Origin of the sequence: Hydrogenophaga sp. NFH-34 (assembly GCF_021401345.1) — a bacterium.
GTDB lineage: Bacteria > Pseudomonadota > Gammaproteobacteria > Burkholderiales > Burkholderiaceae_C > Hydrogenophaga > Hydrogenophaga electricum.
This window is the reverse complement of sequence record NZ_JACBGE010000005.1, coordinates 118,829-134,502: the sequence shown is the minus strand read 5'-3', so window position 1 is coordinate 134,502 and position 15,674 is coordinate 118,829. Positions and strand designations below refer to the sequence as shown.

The following is a 15,674-nucleotide window of genomic DNA, read 5'->3' as shown; positions in this document are numbered from 1 at the left end:
TGCAAACAGCCGCAACTTTGATGGATGTCGGCGCCAGATGTTGTTGAACAGAGGCTTCCGACAGATGGCCCGGCTGCTCATGCACTTCACCTTCACACCAACGCTCTTCCAAGGACCTTCACCATGATCACATCGATTCCCGCCACCCTGATCCCCGGAGACGGCATTGGTCCTGAAATCGTCGATGCCACGGTGGCCGCACTGGATGCACTCAAGGCGCCGTTTACCTGGGACCGGCAGATCGCAGGCCTCGAAGGCGTCAAGCAAGCTGGAGACCCGCTGCCTCAGGCCACCCTCGACAGCATCCGTCGCACGCGCCTGGCGCTCAAGGGTCCGCTGGAAACGCCCTCGGGCGGTGGCTATCGCTCGTCGAACGTTCGGCTGCGCGAAGAGTTCAAGCTCTACGCCAACCTGCGCCCAGCCCTGACCATCATCCCCGGCGGTCGCTTCGACAAAATCGATCTCGTCGTGGTGCGCGAAAACCTGGAGGGTCTGTACATCGGGCACGAGCATTTCGTGCAGATCGACGACGACCCACACGCTGTGGCCATGGCCACCGGCATCAACACCCGAGCAGGCAGCCGCCGCCTGCTGGAGTTCGCGTTCGAACACGCCGTCGCGACGGGCCGCAAAAAGGTCACGATCGTGCACAAGGCCAACATCATGAAGGCGCTCACTGGCATTTTTCTGGAGACCGGACTGGACTTGTACGAACGAAAGTACAAGGGCAAGTTCGAACTGGACACCGTCATCATCGATGCCTGTGCAATGAAGCTGGTGCTCAACCCCTGGCAGTTCGACATGCTGGTCACCACCAACCTTTTCGGTGACATCCTGTCCGATCTCGTCGCTGGTCTGGTGGGTGGGCTCGGCATGGCGCCGGGCGCCAACATCGGCGCAGACGCCGCGATCTTCGAAGCGGTGCACGGTTCAGCGCCGGACATCGCTGGCAAGGGGATCGCCAACCCCACCGCCCTGTTGCTGGCCGCCGCGATGATGCTGGACCACGTCCAGCTCACAGACATGGCCACAAAACTGCGCCAGGCACTCGACGCAACGCTGAACATCGACAAGGTTCGGACGGGTGATCTGGGTGGCAAAGCGAGCACAGCGGAATTCACCAAGGCCTTGGTCCGTCGTATTGCGAACTGAACCATCCTGTGTGGGACGCGCCCGACTCTTGTGCCAACAGCCAGCTGTGGGGTTCAAATCTCCGTCTGCTCGGAGATTTCAAGCGCGTCATCGACCTCAATGCCCAGGTACCTCACGGTGGATTCCAGTTTTGCATGTCCCAACAGCAGCTGCACGGCTCGGAGGTTTTTGGTGCGTCGATAGATCAGAGTCGCCTTGGTTCTTCGCATGGAGTGCGTCCCATAGTCGGCACGGTCGAGTCCCAACTCGTCAACCCAGTGACCCAGAATCCGAGCGTACTGCCGCGTGCCTAAATGGGGTGATTCATGAAGCCTGCTGGGGAACAGGAAGTCATCTGACTTCAACGCGGCCTGCTTGATCCAAATCTGCAGCGCCTCGCGGGTTCCCGCCGTGATTTCGAACTGCACAGGCCTCAGTGTTTTGTGTTGCATGACGATAGCTCGCGTGGACATTTGGTCGCCGTGGCATACATCACGGACCTTGAGTGCCACCAAATCGCAACCACGCAGCTTGCTGTCGATACCGAGATTGAAGAGTGCCAACTCTCGAACCCGGCCCTCCAGTTGAAGGCGCACGCGCAACGCCCAGATGTCTTTGAGCTTGAATGGCGCCTTCTGGCCAACGATTTTTCCTTTGTTCCAAGGTTCACGGTGAACGGAGCTGCTTGAAGTTTCCATGATGGACTCCCATCAAGTTGAGGGCCACACAGCATGCGCCGCGTCCAATGCAGGGTGTTGCGCTAGGTCAAGCTCGACCGGGTCTATTCAGACAGGTTCACCGCCGAAAATCGGGCCTTGGACGCGAGCGAACGACCGATGTTCGACTTTTAGCGGCTATTCGGATTTGAGCTGCGATAGGCGGCAATCGCTGCAGACCAGCTGCTCACGCGGGGCGGGTGATCTTCTGTACAAGGTCGCAAGGCGCCAGTCGCCTGGGCAGGTAGGAGCCGTTCGGAACCTCGTGCAGCCCTTCGCTGCTGCGTGGCAACTGCTGAAGGTACCGCGGTCGGCTGCCTCACAGGATGACGCATGGCATGGCATGGCATGGCATGGCATGGCAGGGTCGCGGTGGCGGCTGGCATTGGGCTGCGGAACCTGACCGGCAGCGGTGAGCCTGAAGTGGTCGGCCCAGGACTTCCATTCACCGGAAGCGCCTGGGCAGACGACGGCCCTCTGATGGCCCCGGACACGCACGCCTCCGGGGCTCCTCTCGCAAAGGCTGCCGAAAGCCGCCGGCCTCAGAACGGATAGTGCCGCGGCGTGGTCTGCACCGTGATCCAGCGCAGTTCGGTGAACTCGGCAATGCCGGCCTTGCCGCCGAAGCGGCCGATGCCTGAGCCTTTGACGCCGCCAAACGGCATCTGCGCTTCGTCGTGCACCGTCGGGCCGTTCACGTGGCAGATGCCGCTGTCGATCTTGCGGGCCACGTTGAAGGCGCGGGCGATGTCTTTGCCGAACACGGCGGAGCTGAGGCCGTATTCGTTGTCGTTGGCGCAGGCGATGGCTTCTTCGGTGTTCTTCACGCGCACGATGCACTTCACGGGGCCGAAGGTTTCTTCGTGGTAGATGCGCATCTGCGGGGTCACGTGGTCGAGCAGGGTGGCGGGCATCAGCGTGCTGTCGGCCTTGCCGCCGGCCACCAGCTTGGCGCCCTTGGCCAGGGCGTCGTCGATGAGGGCGTTGCAGTGGTCCACGGTGCCTTGGCCGATGACGGAGCCGAGCACCACGGGCTCGGGCTTGCGCGGGTCGCCCAGGGGCAGGTTCTTGGCCTTGTCGGCGAACTTCTTGACGAATTCGTCGGCGACCTTCTGGTCCACGATGAGGCGTTCGGTGCTCATGCAGATCTGGCCGCTGTTGGCGAAGGCGCCGAAGGCCGCGCCGTTGACGGCGTCGTCGAGGTCGGCGTCGTCCAGCACCACCAGCGGGGCCTTGCCGCCCAGCTCCAGCACCACGGGCTTGAGGTATTTGGCGCAGGTCATGGCGATGATCTTGCCGATCTTGGTGCTGCCGGTGAAGTTGATGCGGCGCACGGCCGGGTGGGCCACGATGGCTTCGACCACGGTGCCGGCGTCGGCCGGGGCGTTGGTGATGTAGTTCACCACGCCGGCGGGGAAGCCGGCGTCTTCAAACGCTTCGACGATGAGCTGGTGGGTGCGGGGGCAGTTTTCGCTGCCCTTGAAGATGACGGTGTTGCCGCAGGCCAGGGGCACGCAGATGGCGCGCACGCCGAGGATGACGGGTGCGTTCCACGGCGCGATGCCCAGCACCACGCCGGCCGGCTGGCGCACGCCCATGGCCAGGCTGCCGGGCACGTCGGACGGGATCACCTCGCCGCTGATCTGGGTGGTGAGGGCGGCGGCCTCGCGGATCATGCCGGCGGCCAGGTGCACGTTGAAGCCGGCCCACATGCCGGTGGCGCCGGTTTCGGCGGCCACGGCTTCGATGAACTTGGGCGTCTTGGCTTCGAGCGCATCGGCCGCTTTCAGCAGCAGGGCGCGGCGTTCGCCGGGGCCGGTTTCGCTCCAGGTCTTGAAGGCTTCGGCGGCGGCTTCCACGGCCAGCACGGCGTCGGCCGGGCTGGCGGCGGGCGCGCGGGTGGCCACGCTGCCATCCAGTGGGTTGCGGCGTTCGAAGGTGGCGCCTTTTTCGGCGGTGACCTTGAGGCCGTTGATGAGCATGGACAGGTCGGACATGGGGTTCTCCTTGGCGGGTCTGAATAAAAGCAAAAGGGGTCAGGCCGCGGTCGCGGTTTTCTTGCGGCGCGCCACGGCGTCGGCAGCGTTGGTGGTGCCGGTGGCGGGGTCTTTGTCGGCGCCCAGGTAGGCTTCGCGGATGACGGTGGAGCGCGCCAGCAGTTTTGCGGGGCCGCTGGCCACCAGGTTGCCGCGCTCCAGCACGTAGCCGCGGTCGGCCACGGCCAGGGCTTTTTTCACGTTCTGCTCCACCATCAGCACGGTGGTGCCGGCGTCGGCAATGCGGCGGGCAATGCCCAGCAGCTCGTCCACCATCTTGGGCGCCAGGCCCAGAGACGGTTCGTCCAGCATCAGCAGGCGCGGCGCGCACATCATGGCGCGGGCCACGGCCACCATCTGCTGTTCGCCGCCGCTCATGGTGCCGGCCAGTTGGCTGACGCGCTCGCGCAGTTTCGGAAAGTTGGTGAAGGCCTGTTCCATGCGCTGCGGGCGCTCGGCTTTGGGCACCAGCCAGGCGCCCAGCTCCAGGTTTTCGGCCACGGTGAGCTGCGGGAACAGCTGCCGCCCTTCGGGCACCAGGGCCATGCCGCTTTCCACGATCTCGTGGGTTTTCTCGGGCAGCTCGTCGCCGTTCAGCAGCACGTTGCCGCCGCGCGGAATGAGGCCGTTCAGGGCTTTGAGCAGCGTGGTCTTGCCGGCGCCGTTGGGGCCCAGCACCACGGTGAGGCCGGGGCGGATGTCCAGCGTGATGTCGCGCAGCACCAGGAAGGCGCCGTAGCCGGCACTGAGGTTCTCCACCTTCAGGTGCGCGCTGGTGCTGCCACCCAGGGTGAAGGCTTGGGGGCGGTGCCACATCATGCGGTCACCTCCGCGCGGGATTCGTCGTTCTCGTCGTTCATCTCGTCGCCCAGGTAGGCCTCGATCACCTCGGGGTTGCGCACCACCTCGCGCGGCGGGCCGTCGGCAATCTTCTTGCCCTGGTGCAGCACGATCACGCGCTCCACGTGGCGCAGCAGCGTGGTCACGGCGTGCTCGATCCACACCACGGTCAGGTCCAGCTCGTCGCGCAGGCGGCGGATGAGGCGGGCCATTTCCTCCACCTCGTTTTCGGTCAGGCCGGCGGCCACTTCGTCCAGCAGCAGCATGCGCGGGCGCGTGGCCAGCGCCATGCCAATCTCCAGCAGGCGCTGCTGCGATGGGGTGATGGCAGCGGCGGGCAGATCGGCCTGCGCGCTGAGGCCAATGAGGCCGAGGATGCTGTCGGCCGTGCGCAGCACCCAGGGCACACCGCTTTCTTCGCCCCACAGGAGGTACTTGCGGCGGCGCCGGCCGGCGAACTTGAGGCCGAAGGCGATGTTGTCGCGCACGGTCATGTCGCCAAAGGTGCGCGGTGTCTGGAAGGTCCGGGCCAGGCCGTTGCGCGCGAAGCGGTGCGGACCCTTGCCGGCCAACTGCTGGCCGCGCACGGTCAGGCGGCCGCTGGTGGGTTTGGTCACGCCCGAAATGGCGTTGAAGAAGGTCGTCTTGCCGGCACCGTTGGGGCCGATGATGCCCACCAGCTCGCCGGGCATGAAGGTGGCGCTGACCGCGTCCACCGCCACCAGGCCACCGAAGCGGACGGTGACTTGCTGCGCATCCAGCAGGGGCTGTTTCGCGTCAGTAGACATGGCGCTGCTCCCGGCGTTTTTTCTCGCGTTCCTTGCGGCGTTTCGTCTCGCCGCTCAGGTCGTCCTTGATGTCGGTCCACCAGGCCTGGATGTCGTTTTTCCAGCCCTTGAAGGTGTCAGCACGCAGCGAGGCGAGGCCACCCGGCAGGTACAGCACCGAGAGGATGAGCAGCAGACCCAGCGACATCATGTAGAGCTGCGGCACCTGCAGGCGCAGGGTCTCGGCCAGCACGCTGAAGACGATGGCGGCAATCAGCGGGCCCCACAGCGTCATGGCGCCGCCAATCAGCGCGATCAGCACGGTCTGGAAGCCGATGAAGGGGTTGAACACGGTGTGCGGGTCGATGTAGGTCCAGCGCACGCTCATGGCCGCGCCCACGGCGCCCGCGATGGCGGCCGTGAGCGCGAAGCCGGCCACCTTGACGATGCGGGTGTTCACGCCCAGGGTCTGGGCGCGTTGTTCATCGGCCCCAATGCCCTGCAGCGCCAGGCCGAAGCGGGTGCGGCGGATGACGATGGAGAGCGCCACGGCGATGACCGCCAGCAGCAGCACGGTGAGGTAGATAGTTTCGCGTTCGGGCACCACCATGAGCACGCGGCCCACGGTGCCGGTGACCGATTTCTCGAAGTAGCTGATGGCGTGGCGGATCAGCTCCGTCATGCCGAAGGTGAGCACCGCAAAGTAGGTGCCGCGCAGGTGCAGCACCGCCGCACCCATGACCACGGCCACGGCGGCCGCCACCAGTGCGCCCAGCACGATGACCTGCTCCCACGGCAGGGATTCGAGCAGGATGGCGCTGGTGTAGGCGCCGATGCCGAAGAAAGCCGAGGTGGCCAGCGAGAGGTAGCGCGTGGTGCCGCAGAACATGGCCCAGCTGGATGACAGGGCGATATACATCAGGCAGGTGAGCGCCATGGACACGGCGAACTCGCTGGCAAAACCAGGCAGGGCCACGGCCCAGCCGGTGAGGCCGAACAGGACCAGCAGGTCGCGGATGAGGAATTGTCGGGAGGTCATGGTGCCCCCACGCTTGTCACTGCGTGTACTGCGCTGCCCCCCGAGGGGGCTCGCACAACTTGGAGCGGTCCGGCGTTGTGCGTCATGCTTTTCTGCTCTTTCTCGTAAACAGGCCTTCGGGACGCAGCAGCAGCACGCCGATGAAGACGACGTAGCTCAGCAAGGCCTTGAGCGAGGGGTTGGTGAAGTGCATGCCCACGGCTTCGATGACGCCGAGCAGCAGGCCGCCCGCGAGCGCGCCGCCCATGCTGCCGAAGCCGCCGAGCGTGATGACGATGAGCGCGGTGACGGTGTAGGGCTCGCCCATGGACGGGCTGATGGTGTAGGCCATGGACAGCAGGCAGCCGGCCACACCCGACAGGCCCAGGCCGATGCCGAACATCAGCGGGTGCAGGCGCTTGGTGTCAATGCCCACGAGCTGCGCGCCGATGGGCGACTGCATCAACGCCCGCACGCCCTTGCCCAGCAGCGTCTGGCGCAGCAGCACGATGAGCGCGCCCGCAAACAGCAGCGCCAAGCCGAACACCAGCAGCTTGTTGGCGGCAAACTGCGCCTCGCCGCCCGGCAGCGGGATCTGCACCGGCTGCGTGAGGAAGTCGTAGCCACGCAGATCGCCACCCCAGACGTAGGAGATGACGTTCTGCACCAGGAACATGAGGCCGAAGGCCACCATGAGGCCCCGCGCCTCGAACACGTCGAGGTTGGGCGAAGTGGCAGTGAGGCGGCGGAAGCACAGCCAGTGGATGGCGATGCCCAGCGCCATGAGCAGCGCGAACGAGACCGGGATCATCCACAGCGGCGAGAGGCCGAAGCTGGACTGCACCATCCAGGTGAGGAACGCGCCGACCATGAGGAATTCGCCGTGCGCGATGTTGAGGATGCGCATCAGCCCGTACTGGAGGTTGAGCCCCAGCGCGACCAGCGCGTAGATGCCCCCGGTGATGAGACCCGAGGCGATGAGTTCAAGCCAGGCAGAAAAGGACATGCAGCAAACGAAGGGAGAGTTGTCCAGGGCGCGGCGGAACCGGCTTTGCCGGGCCGCTCGCGCCGCCCCCTTGAGGGGGGAGCGGCCCGGTGGCCGCTTCGGGGGTGGGTCTACTTCCAGGCCGGCTTGTTGGGGTTCAGTGCGGCGGTGGCGCGGTCCTTCGGCCACACCACCTCGAACTCGCCGTTCTGCCACTGGCCCACGGTGCCCGGCGTGCCCACGTTCTCGCTGCCGGCAAACTTGATGTCGCCGATGATGGTCTTGTGGGTGTTGCCCGCCACGTAGTCGCGGATGGCCTTGCGGTCCAGGCCGACGGACTTGACGGCGTTGGTGAGGATTTCCAGGCCGGCCCAGGTGGCGCCGCTGGCCCAGCGGTCGGGTTCCTTTTTCTGGCTGGCCACGTGGGCGTCGAAGTAGGCCTTGGCGCCCGGGCTGGTCTTGCTGTTCCACGAGCCCATGCCCAGCACGCCTTCGGCGCCGGCGGGGGTGAGCACGTTCTTGTAGAGCGGGAAGGCGGTGCCCACCGAAGCGTAGAAGAACTTGGGGTTGAACCCCACTTCCTTGGCCTGGCGGCTGGCCAGGATGGTGTCGGGCGGGTAGGTGAAGCCCACGAAGGCGTCGGGGTTCTTGTCCTTCATGGAACGCAGCACGGGCGAGAGGTCTTTCACCCCGCCCGGGTAGCTCTTGTCCTCCACCATCTGGATGCCGCTGCCCTGCAGCGCCACCTTGAGGGCGGCGTAGTTTTCCAGGCCGAACAGGTCGTCCACGTAGATCACGGCCACGGTCTTCACACCGGCGGCCTTGAACATGTCGACCAGCGCCTCGCACATGGGCTTGGGCTGCTGCAGCAGCAGGAAGAAGTAGGGCAGCTTCATCTCGGCCAGCTTGCGCGACAGCGCGGTGGGCGCGAGGAAGGGGTACTGGAAGCGGTTGGCCAGCGGGGCCACGGCGAAGTTGGCGTTGGAGCCCCAGGGCGGCAGCACCAGGTCCACCTTGTCGCTGCCCATGAGCTTTTCATAGGTGCGGACCACGGTCTCCACGTCGCTGCGGTCGTCGCTGCTGATCAGCTCGATCTTGCGGCGCTGGCCCTTCACGTCCAGGCCGCCGGCGGCGTTCTGTTGCTCGGCCCACAGCAGGTAGTTGGGCTCCTGGCTGGTCTGGGCGCCACCGGTCCAGGGGCCGGTGCGCGCCATGGTGTAGCCGATGCGCACGGGCGCGGACTGTGCCAGCAACTGCGGCGCCACGGACAGGGCGCCCACCGTCGCGGCGGCGCCCCGGATGATCTGTCGTCTCGTCGGGTGAACCATGCTTGTCTCCTGGATTCGCGTTGGAAACCGCCTCTGGGACGGGTTTCAAATCCTAGGCAGACCCCGGGGCAGCCGCTTTGCCCAGCGTGCACTTTGTGCTTGCCCCAGCGTGCACGCCGATACGGGTTTTCCCTCGACCTTAAGGGGTTCAGGGTCGGCAGGTCGCGCCGCATAATGGTTCGCGCCATGACCGCCACCCACCTCATGTCCACCGATGTCGCCGCGCCGGCCGAACGTGCGGCGGTCTGGCGCGACTGGGTCTGGAGCCATTTCGGTGGGCTGGAGTCCGACCTGTACGGCGACACCCTGTTCGACGGTCACATAGCGGCTTCGCACGCCGGCCAGGTGGTGTTCACCAAACTCGAAGCCAACCGCCACCGCGTGCTGCGCAGCCAGCGGCTGGCGCGCTCCAGCGACACCAGCTACCTCAAGATCGTGGCGCCCTGGCAGGGCAGCGCGGCGGTGGAGCAGCACGGCCGCCAGGCCTTTGTGCGGCCCGGTGGCTGGGCCATCTACGACACCACCGGCAGCTACGAGATCGGCAACCCCGAGCGGGTGGAGCACCTCATCGTGATGCTGCCTCGGGAACAATTGACCGAGCGCGGCCTGCGGCTGGAGCCGCTGATGGCGCGGCACGTGGGGGGCGCCAGCGGCATCTCCCGCGTGGCGCTGGAAGCCATGCGCAGCACCTGGCAGGAACTGCCCAGCATGAGCGAGGCCTCGGCCTGCGGGGCGGGCGAGATGGTCATGGAGCTGGTGCGGCTGTCGCTGCAGGAGCTGGCGGGCAAGGCCAGCAGCGCCACACAGATGGAGGCGCTGCGCGACCGCATTCGCGACCACATCGGTCAGCACCTGCGCGACCCGGGCCTGTCCATCGAGGGCATGGCCCTGGCGCTCAACTGCAGCAAACGCCACCTGCACAAGGCCTTCAGCGAAGAAGACGACACCCTGGCCAACCACATCCTGCGCCGGCGCCTGCAGGCCTGCATGCGCGACCTCAAGAACCCGGCGATGGCCGGGCGCACCATCACCGACATCGCCTTTTCCTGGGGCTTCAACAACGGCGCGCATTTCAGCCGCGCGTTCCGCGAGCACACCGGCATGGCGCCCAGCGAGTTCCGGCAAGCTGCGTGGCGCTCGGGCGTGTGAGGGCGCTGCAGCGGCGGATCAGCGTGGCGCGCAGGCCCGCGCCACGCGCATGGCCATCTGCTGCAGGGCCTGCCAGGGGTCGATCGGCCAGCCGTCGGCCTTGAGGCCCTTGACGATACCGTCCACGGTGTGGGCGTCGTCGAGCCACTTGCCCAGCGTGTGGGCGCCCAGCAGCGGCAGCACGCGCTCCATGAGCTTTTCGCGTACGCCCCAGACGCGGCTTTCACGCAGCGCCATGGGCAGGGGGCGCCCGGCGTCCACCGCCGTGCGCAGGCGGTGCAGGGTGCGAATGTCTTCGGCCAGCGCGAAGTGCACCAGCACGGGCGCTTCGCCCTCCGCCTGCAGCCCGTCGAGCATGCGCTGCGCGCGCGCCAGTTGCCCACCGAGCACGGCTTCGGCCAGCTTGAAGGGGGTGTAGCGCGCCACGTTCAGCACGGCGGCCTCCACCTGTTCGAAGCCCAGTTCGCCCGCCGGGTAGAGCAGGCCCAGTTTCTGGATCTCCTGGTGCGCGGCCAGCAGGTTGCCTTCCACCCGGTCGGCGAAGAACTGCAGCGTGCGCTGGCCCGCCTCGCCGGCCTGCACGCGCTGGCCTTGGCGTTGCAGGCGCTGGGCGATCCAGGCGGGCAGGCCCTGGCGTTCCACCGGGTCCAGGCGCAGCGTGACGCCGTGGCCATCCAGGGCGCCGAACCAGGCGCTTTTCTGGGCCATGCCGTCGAGCCGGGGCAGGATCACCAGGGTGAGTGTGCTGTCGTTACCGGGTGCGCTTTCGGCGATCTGCTGCAGCGCGGCCGAACCGTCCTTGCCCGGCTTGCCGGAGGGGATGCGCACTTCGACGATCTGTTTGTCGGCAAACAGGCTGAGCGACCCTCCGCTGGCCAGCACCGCGCTCCAGTCGAAATGCGCGCCCGCCACGGTGTGCACCGTGCGTTCGGTGTGGCCCTGGGCGCGAGCCACCTGGCGGATCGCGTCGCCCGCCTCCTGGACCAGCAGCGCTTCGTCGCCGTGCAGTGTGTAGAGGTTGCGCAGCCCCTGTTCCAGGTGGGCCTGCAACTGGGCGGCGGCCAACTGCATGCGGTCAGATGTGAACGGCGGCCAGGCGGCGCAGCACCTGCTGCGTGATGTCGGACTCCATGTCCTGGAACAGCATCTGCTCTTCAGCGGCCTTGGCGATGGCTGCGGTTTCGCTGAAGGTGATGTCCCGCTCGATCAGCAGCTCGCTGCTTTCCTGCAGGATGCGGCCGTTCGGGGCGGTGATGTTGTAGCGGAAGCGGGTGCGCAACTGCAGTTCGGTGACCAGACCCCCGCTGCTTTGCCCGGTGACCACCCGTTCGCGGTAGTCGGCTTCGATGGTCATCACGGCCTGCACCGGCAAGGGGCCGCCGCCGCGCTGCACCTGCACACCCGCCGCATTCAGGTTGCGCTGGATGGCGCGCGAGATATTGGTGTTGGTCAGGCCCATGATGTTGATGGCGCTGAAGGAGAACTTCGGCGCCTGCCGCAGCGCAAAGCCGCAGCCGGACAGCACGCCAGCCGCCAGCAGGGCGGCCGATCCGCCCAGCCAGCGTCGGCGGTCGGAAGAGGGCAGGGTGGAATGGGTCATGGTCGGCGGGATGGCGTGCTGCGGATGTTTCATCGGGACCTCGAAAGCTGAACCTTACACCACGACGTTGACCAGGCGCCCCGGGACCACCACCACCTTCTTGGGCGGGGCGCCGTTGGCGGCTTTGGCGAACGCTTCGCTGGCCAGGGCCGCCGCTTCGATGGCGGCCTTGTCGGCACTGGCGGGCACGGTCACGCTGCCTCGCAGCTTGCCGTTGACCTGGAGCACGAGCTCGATCTCGTCCTGCGTCAGGGCCGCCGGGTCCACCTGCGGCCAGGGCGCGTCGAGCAGGCCGCCCAGGGCGCCGGCGTAGCCCAGCTCGCTCCAGAGCGTGTGGGTGATGTGCGGCGTGGCCGGGTAGAGCGCGCGCAGCAGGATGCCGAAGCCTTCGATCACCGCCACCTGGGCGCCCGCGTCGTCGAACTGCTTGAAGTCCTCCAGCGCGTTGAGCATTTTCATGGTGCCCGACACCACGGTGTTGTATTGCATGCGCTGGTAGTCGTAATCCACCTGCTTGAGCACGGTATGGATTTCCAGGCGCAGGGCCTTGGCGGCCTTGCCGAAGCTGATGTCGTCCAGGCTCGCAGCCCCGTGGGCCGCCGCCACCGCGCCCGCCCAATCGGTCTGGGACAGCTTCACGCCCAGGTTCCAGACCCGGCGCAGGAAGCGGTAGCTGCCCTCCACCGCCGCGTCGTTCCACTCCAGCGTGGCTTCGGGCGGGGCGGTGAACATGGTGTACAGGCGCGCGGTGTCGGCGCCGTACTTTTCGATCAGGTCCTGCGGGTCGACACCGTTGTTCTTGGACTTGGACATGGTGCCCACGCCCTCGTAGTCGATGGCCGTGCCCACCGGCAGATCGCCCACCGCGTTCTTGAGCTTCGCGCCGACAATCTTGCCGCCTTCGTCGAGCACATGCTCCACGTCGTGCGGCCAGAAATACTCTTTGCCACCCTTCTCGGTGCGGCGCGAGTAGATGTGGTTGAGCACCATGCCCTGCGTCAGCAGTTTGGTGAAGGGCTCGTCGACCTTGACCAGCCCCAGGTCGCGCATCACCTTGGTCCAGAAGCGCGCGTACAGCAGGTGCAGGATGGCGTGTTCGATGCCGCCGATGTACTGGTCCATCGGCATCCAGTAGTCGGCGCCGTCGGCGACCATCTTCTCGGGGTTGCTCGGGTCGCAATAGCGCATGAAGTACCAGGACGAATCCACGAAGGTGTCCATGGTGTCGGTCTCGCGACGGGCCGGCTTGCCGCAGCACGGGCAGGCCACGGCCAGGAAGGCTTCGCACTTGTTCAGCGGGTTGCCGCTGCCGTCCGGCACCAGGTCTTCGGGCAGGCGCACCGGCAGGTCCTTCTCGGGCACCGGCACCGGGCCGCAGGCTTCGCAGTGGATGATGGGAATCGGCGTGCCCCAGTAGCGCTGGCGGCTGACGCCCCAGTCGCGCAGGCGGAAGGTGGTCTTCTTCTCGCCCAGGCCCTTGGCGGCCAGCAGCTCGGCGACCTTGTTGACCGCGGCCTTGTGGCCCAGGCCGTCGAGTTCGCCGGAGTTCACGCACACGCATTTCTGCTTGTCGCCGTACCACTCCGCCCAGGCGTCGGTGGAGAAGGTCTCGCCTTCGACCGCCACGACCTGCTTGATCGGCAACTGGTACTTGAGTGCGAACGCGAAGTCGCGCTCGTCGTGCGCGGGCACGCCCATCACGGCGCCGTCGCCGTAGCTCATCAGCACGTAGTTGCCGACCCAGACCTCGACCTGCGCACCCGTCAGCGGATGTGTGACGAACAGGCCGGTGGGCATGCCCAGCTTTTCCTGCGTGGCCAGCTCGGCTTCGGTCGTGCCGCCCTTCTTGCACTCTTCGATGAAGGCCGCCAGCGTGGCGTTGGTCGCGGCCGCGTGCAGCGCCAGCGGGTGCTCCGGCGCCACAGCGCAGAAGGTCACGCCCATGATGGTGTCGGCACGCGTGGTGAACACATACATGCGGCCGTCGCCGATCAGCGCGCCGTCAGACCCCTGGATGTCATGGGTGAACGCAAAGCGCACGCCCTCGCTCTTGCCGATCCAGTTTTCCTGCATCAGCCGGACCTTGTCGGGCCAGCCGTTGAGCGTCGCTTTGGGGTTGCCCATCTGCACGTGGTCGAGCAGTTCATTGGCATAGGCCGTGATGTTCAGGTAATAGCCCGGGATCTCGCGCTTTTCCACCAGCGCACCGGTGCGCCAGCCGCGCCCGTCGATCACCTGTTCGTTGGCCAGCACGGTCTGGTCCACCGGGTCCCAGTTGACGACCTGGGTCTTGCGGTAGGCGATGCCCTTTTCCAGCATCTTCAGGAATAGCCACTGGTTCCAGCGGTAGTACTCGGGCGAGCAGGTGGCGACTTCGCGCGACCAGTCGATGGCCAGCCCCATCGCCTGCATCTGCTGCTTCATGTAGGCGATGTTGGAGTAGGTCCACTGCGCTGGCGGCACCTTGTTCTTGAGTGCCGCATTTTCGGCCGGCAGGCCGAAGGCGTCCCAGCCCATGGGCATGAGCACGTTGTAGCCGTTCATGCGCAACTGGCGCGTGAGCATGTCGTTGATGGTGTAGTTGCGCACATGGCCCATGTGCAGCTTGCCGCTGGGATACGGCAGCATGGAGCAGGCGTAGAACTTCTTCTTGCCCGCATCTTCGGTCACGCGGTAGGCGTCGGTGGCGCTCCAGTGGGCATGGGCGGCTTGTTCGACGGCTTGGTGGAGGTATTTGTCTTGCATGGAGAGGTGGGCGCCTGCCGCCCACGGGGCCAAAGGTTGCTCGGGTGCACATCGGGCCCACCCGGGCCGATGGCACAGCGGGTGGACGCAAACCGGGGAATTTTAGGCGCTCAGCGGGGGGCGGTGGCCGCCCCTTCCAGTTGCAGCTCGCGGGCCGTGGCCGCGTCGGTGACGAAGCCGACCCGGGCCAGCCCGGCCTGCTGGGCCATGGCGATGAGGCGCACGATCTGGCCATAGGGCACGGTGGTGTCGGCGCGCACCTGGACTTCGGTGTCGGCGTTGCGGGCAGCGGCCTGTTGCAGGCGGCGGCGCGCTTCGTCTTCGGTGACCGCTTCGTCTTGCCAGTGCCACTGCCCGCTGGCGTCGATGGCCAGGGTCACGGCGTCGGGCTGCTGGGCCGATGCGCTGGCGTCAGGGGTTGGCGCCTTGGGCAGGTCCAGCTTCAGGCGTGAGGCCATCAGCGGGGCGGTGATGATGAAGATCACCAGCAGCACCAGCATCACGTCCACCAGCGGGGTGACGTTGATGTCGCTCATGGGCGGGTTGCCCGAAGCCTTTTCGAGCCGGCCGAAGCTCATGCGACTTCCAGGCGTCGCCGCTGCGCGAGGGGCTGTTCAGGGGAGCGCAGATCCGGCTTGGGGCGACCCCGCTCAGCATCCATGGCCTGCACCTGGGGTCTGGCCAGGTTCACAGATCACCACCTTGGTGAGTGAGCAGTTCGCGCAGGTCGAAGGCAAACCCTTCGAGGTCGGCTTCGATGTGGCCGATCTGGCGCCCGAACACGTTGTAGGCCAGCACGGCCGGAATGGCGACCGCGAGACCGGCCGCGGTCATGACCAGCGCTTCACCCACCGGCCCCGACACCTGTTCGATGCTGAACTGGCCTTCCAGGCCGATGCTGGTGAGGGCATTGAAGATGCCCCAGACCGTGCCGAGCAGGCCGACAAACGGGGCGGTGGCGCCCACGGTGGCCAGCAGCACCTGGCCGAACTGCAGCCGGCGCAGCACGCCGTGCAGGGCGTCGCGCAGCACGCGGGTGTACTGGTGGGCCCGGTCGCCCGCTGCGGCCAGCGACTGGGCGGGCGCCTGGTCGAGCGCCTGCGCGGCGGCGACCAACGGGGTCAGCCAGCGGTGTGGATCGAAAGTGGCCATGCGCTGTCCCGCTTCGGCGACGCTGGCGGCCTGCCAGAAGGCGGCCGCGGCGGTGCGCACATCGCGCGTGGCACGGCGCAGCAGCCAGCCCTTCCAGAGAATGACGACCCAGCTGCTGACCGACATGCCGAGCAACAGCGCGGCCACCAGCCGGCTGACCCAGTCGCCCTGGAGGATGGTGTGCCAGACGGCGTTGGTGGCCATGGT

13 protein-coding genes and 1 pseudogene are annotated in these 15,674 nt (G+C 66.7%); 2 read left to right on the top strand and 12 right to left on the bottom strand.

Translation table 11 applies throughout. The annotated features are described in order from the left end of the window. Window positions 1-123 precede the first annotated feature (123 nt). Window positions 124-1,152, top strand: coding sequence for an isocitrate/isopropylmalate dehydrogenase family protein (locus L0977_RS06500; protein WP_234264129.1), 1,029 nt, complete (start codon window positions 124-126; stop codon window positions 1,150-1,152). Window positions 1,153-1,205: 53 nt separating this feature from the next. Here L0977_RS06500 and L0977_RS06495 read toward each other — a convergent pair whose 3' ends face one another. From L0977_RS06495 to L0977_RS06465, 7 genes and pseudogenes are all read right to left on the bottom strand, one after another. Further along, entirely contained in the window at window positions 1,206-1,829 is a 624-nt protein-coding gene (locus L0977_RS06495) for a tyrosine-type recombinase/integrase (RefSeq protein ID WP_234264037.1), read from the bottom strand. Window positions 1,830-2,389: 560 nt separating this feature from the next. Then, a complete protein-coding gene (locus L0977_RS06490) occupies window positions 2,390-3,844 on the bottom strand; it encodes an aldehyde dehydrogenase (protein ID WP_234264036.1) in 1,455 nt (484 codons plus the stop codon). A gap of 39 nt (window positions 3,845-3,883) precedes the next feature. Next, a pseudogene (locus L0977_RS06485) lies at window positions 3,884-4,591 on the bottom strand (ABC transporter ATP-binding protein); the annotation flags it as partial. Between the two features lie 107 nt (window positions 4,592-4,698). Further along, window positions 4,699-5,511 (bottom strand): ABC transporter ATP-binding protein, encoded by an 813-nt coding sequence (locus L0977_RS06480; RefSeq protein ID WP_234264034.1) that lies wholly within the window; start codon window positions 5,509-5,511, stop codon window positions 4,699-4,701. Further along, window positions 5,501-6,529 carry a branched-chain amino acid ABC transporter permease gene (locus tag L0977_RS06475; RefSeq protein WP_234264033.1) on the bottom strand — a complete coding sequence of 343 codons (1,029 nt, stop codon included), beginning with the start codon at window positions 6,527-6,529 and terminating at the stop codon, window positions 5,501-5,503. The genes L0977_RS06480 and L0977_RS06475 overlap by 11 nt, the downstream gene beginning before the upstream one ends. Window positions 6,530-6,611: 82 nt before the next feature. Further along, the gene (locus tag L0977_RS06470) at window positions 6,612-7,514 is read right to left on the bottom strand and encodes a branched-chain amino acid ABC transporter permease (RefSeq protein ID WP_234264032.1); all 903 of its coding nucleotides are present in this window, start codon (window positions 7,512-7,514) and stop codon (window positions 6,612-6,614) included. A gap of 110 nt (window positions 7,515-7,624) precedes the next feature. After that, window positions 7,625-8,821, bottom strand: coding sequence for an amino acid ABC transporter substrate-binding protein (locus tag L0977_RS06465; RefSeq protein WP_234264031.1), 1,197 nt, complete (start codon window positions 8,819-8,821; stop codon window positions 7,625-7,627). Window positions 8,822-9,007: 186 nt separating this feature from the next. Between L0977_RS06465 and L0977_RS06460 the strand changes: the two genes are divergently transcribed. Then, window positions 9,008-9,970, top strand: coding sequence for a helix-turn-helix domain-containing protein (locus L0977_RS06460; RefSeq protein ID WP_234264030.1), 963 nt, complete (start codon window positions 9,008-9,010; stop codon window positions 9,968-9,970). Window positions 9,971-9,988: 18 nt separating this feature from the next. Here the strand turns inward: L0977_RS06460 and holA are convergent, their stop codons facing one another. From holA to L0977_RS06435, 5 genes are all read right to left on the bottom strand, one after another. Continuing rightward, the gene (gene holA, locus L0977_RS06455; RefSeq protein WP_234264029.1) at window positions 9,989-11,041 is read right to left on the bottom strand and encodes a DNA polymerase III subunit delta; all 1,053 of its coding nucleotides are present in this window, start codon (window positions 11,039-11,041) and stop codon (window positions 9,989-9,991) included. Window positions 11,042-11,045: 4 nt separating this feature from the next. Beyond that, on the bottom strand, window positions 11,046-11,603 hold the full coding sequence (locus L0977_RS06450) for an LPS-assembly lipoprotein LptE (RefSeq protein WP_234264028.1): 558 nt from the start codon (window positions 11,601-11,603) through the stop codon (window positions 11,046-11,048). 21 nt (window positions 11,604-11,624) lie between these two features. Beyond that, window positions 11,625-14,315: a leucine--tRNA ligase gene (gene leuS / locus L0977_RS06445; protein ID WP_234264027.1), complete on the bottom strand. Its 2,691-nt coding sequence runs from the start codon at window positions 14,313-14,315 to the stop codon at window positions 11,625-11,627. Between the two features lie 110 nt (window positions 14,316-14,425). Continuing rightward, complete coding sequence (locus L0977_RS06440) at window positions 14,426-14,893, bottom strand: ExbD/TolR family protein (protein WP_234264026.1); 468 nt, start codon at window positions 14,891-14,893, stop codon at window positions 14,426-14,428. Window positions 14,894-15,002: 109 nt separating this feature from the next. Beyond that, window positions 15,003-15,671, bottom strand: a complete 669-nt coding sequence (locus tag L0977_RS06435) for a MotA/TolQ/ExbB proton channel family protein (protein WP_234264025.1) — start codon at window positions 15,669-15,671, stop codon at window positions 15,003-15,005. Between the last annotated feature and the right edge of the window lie 3 nt (window positions 15,672-15,674).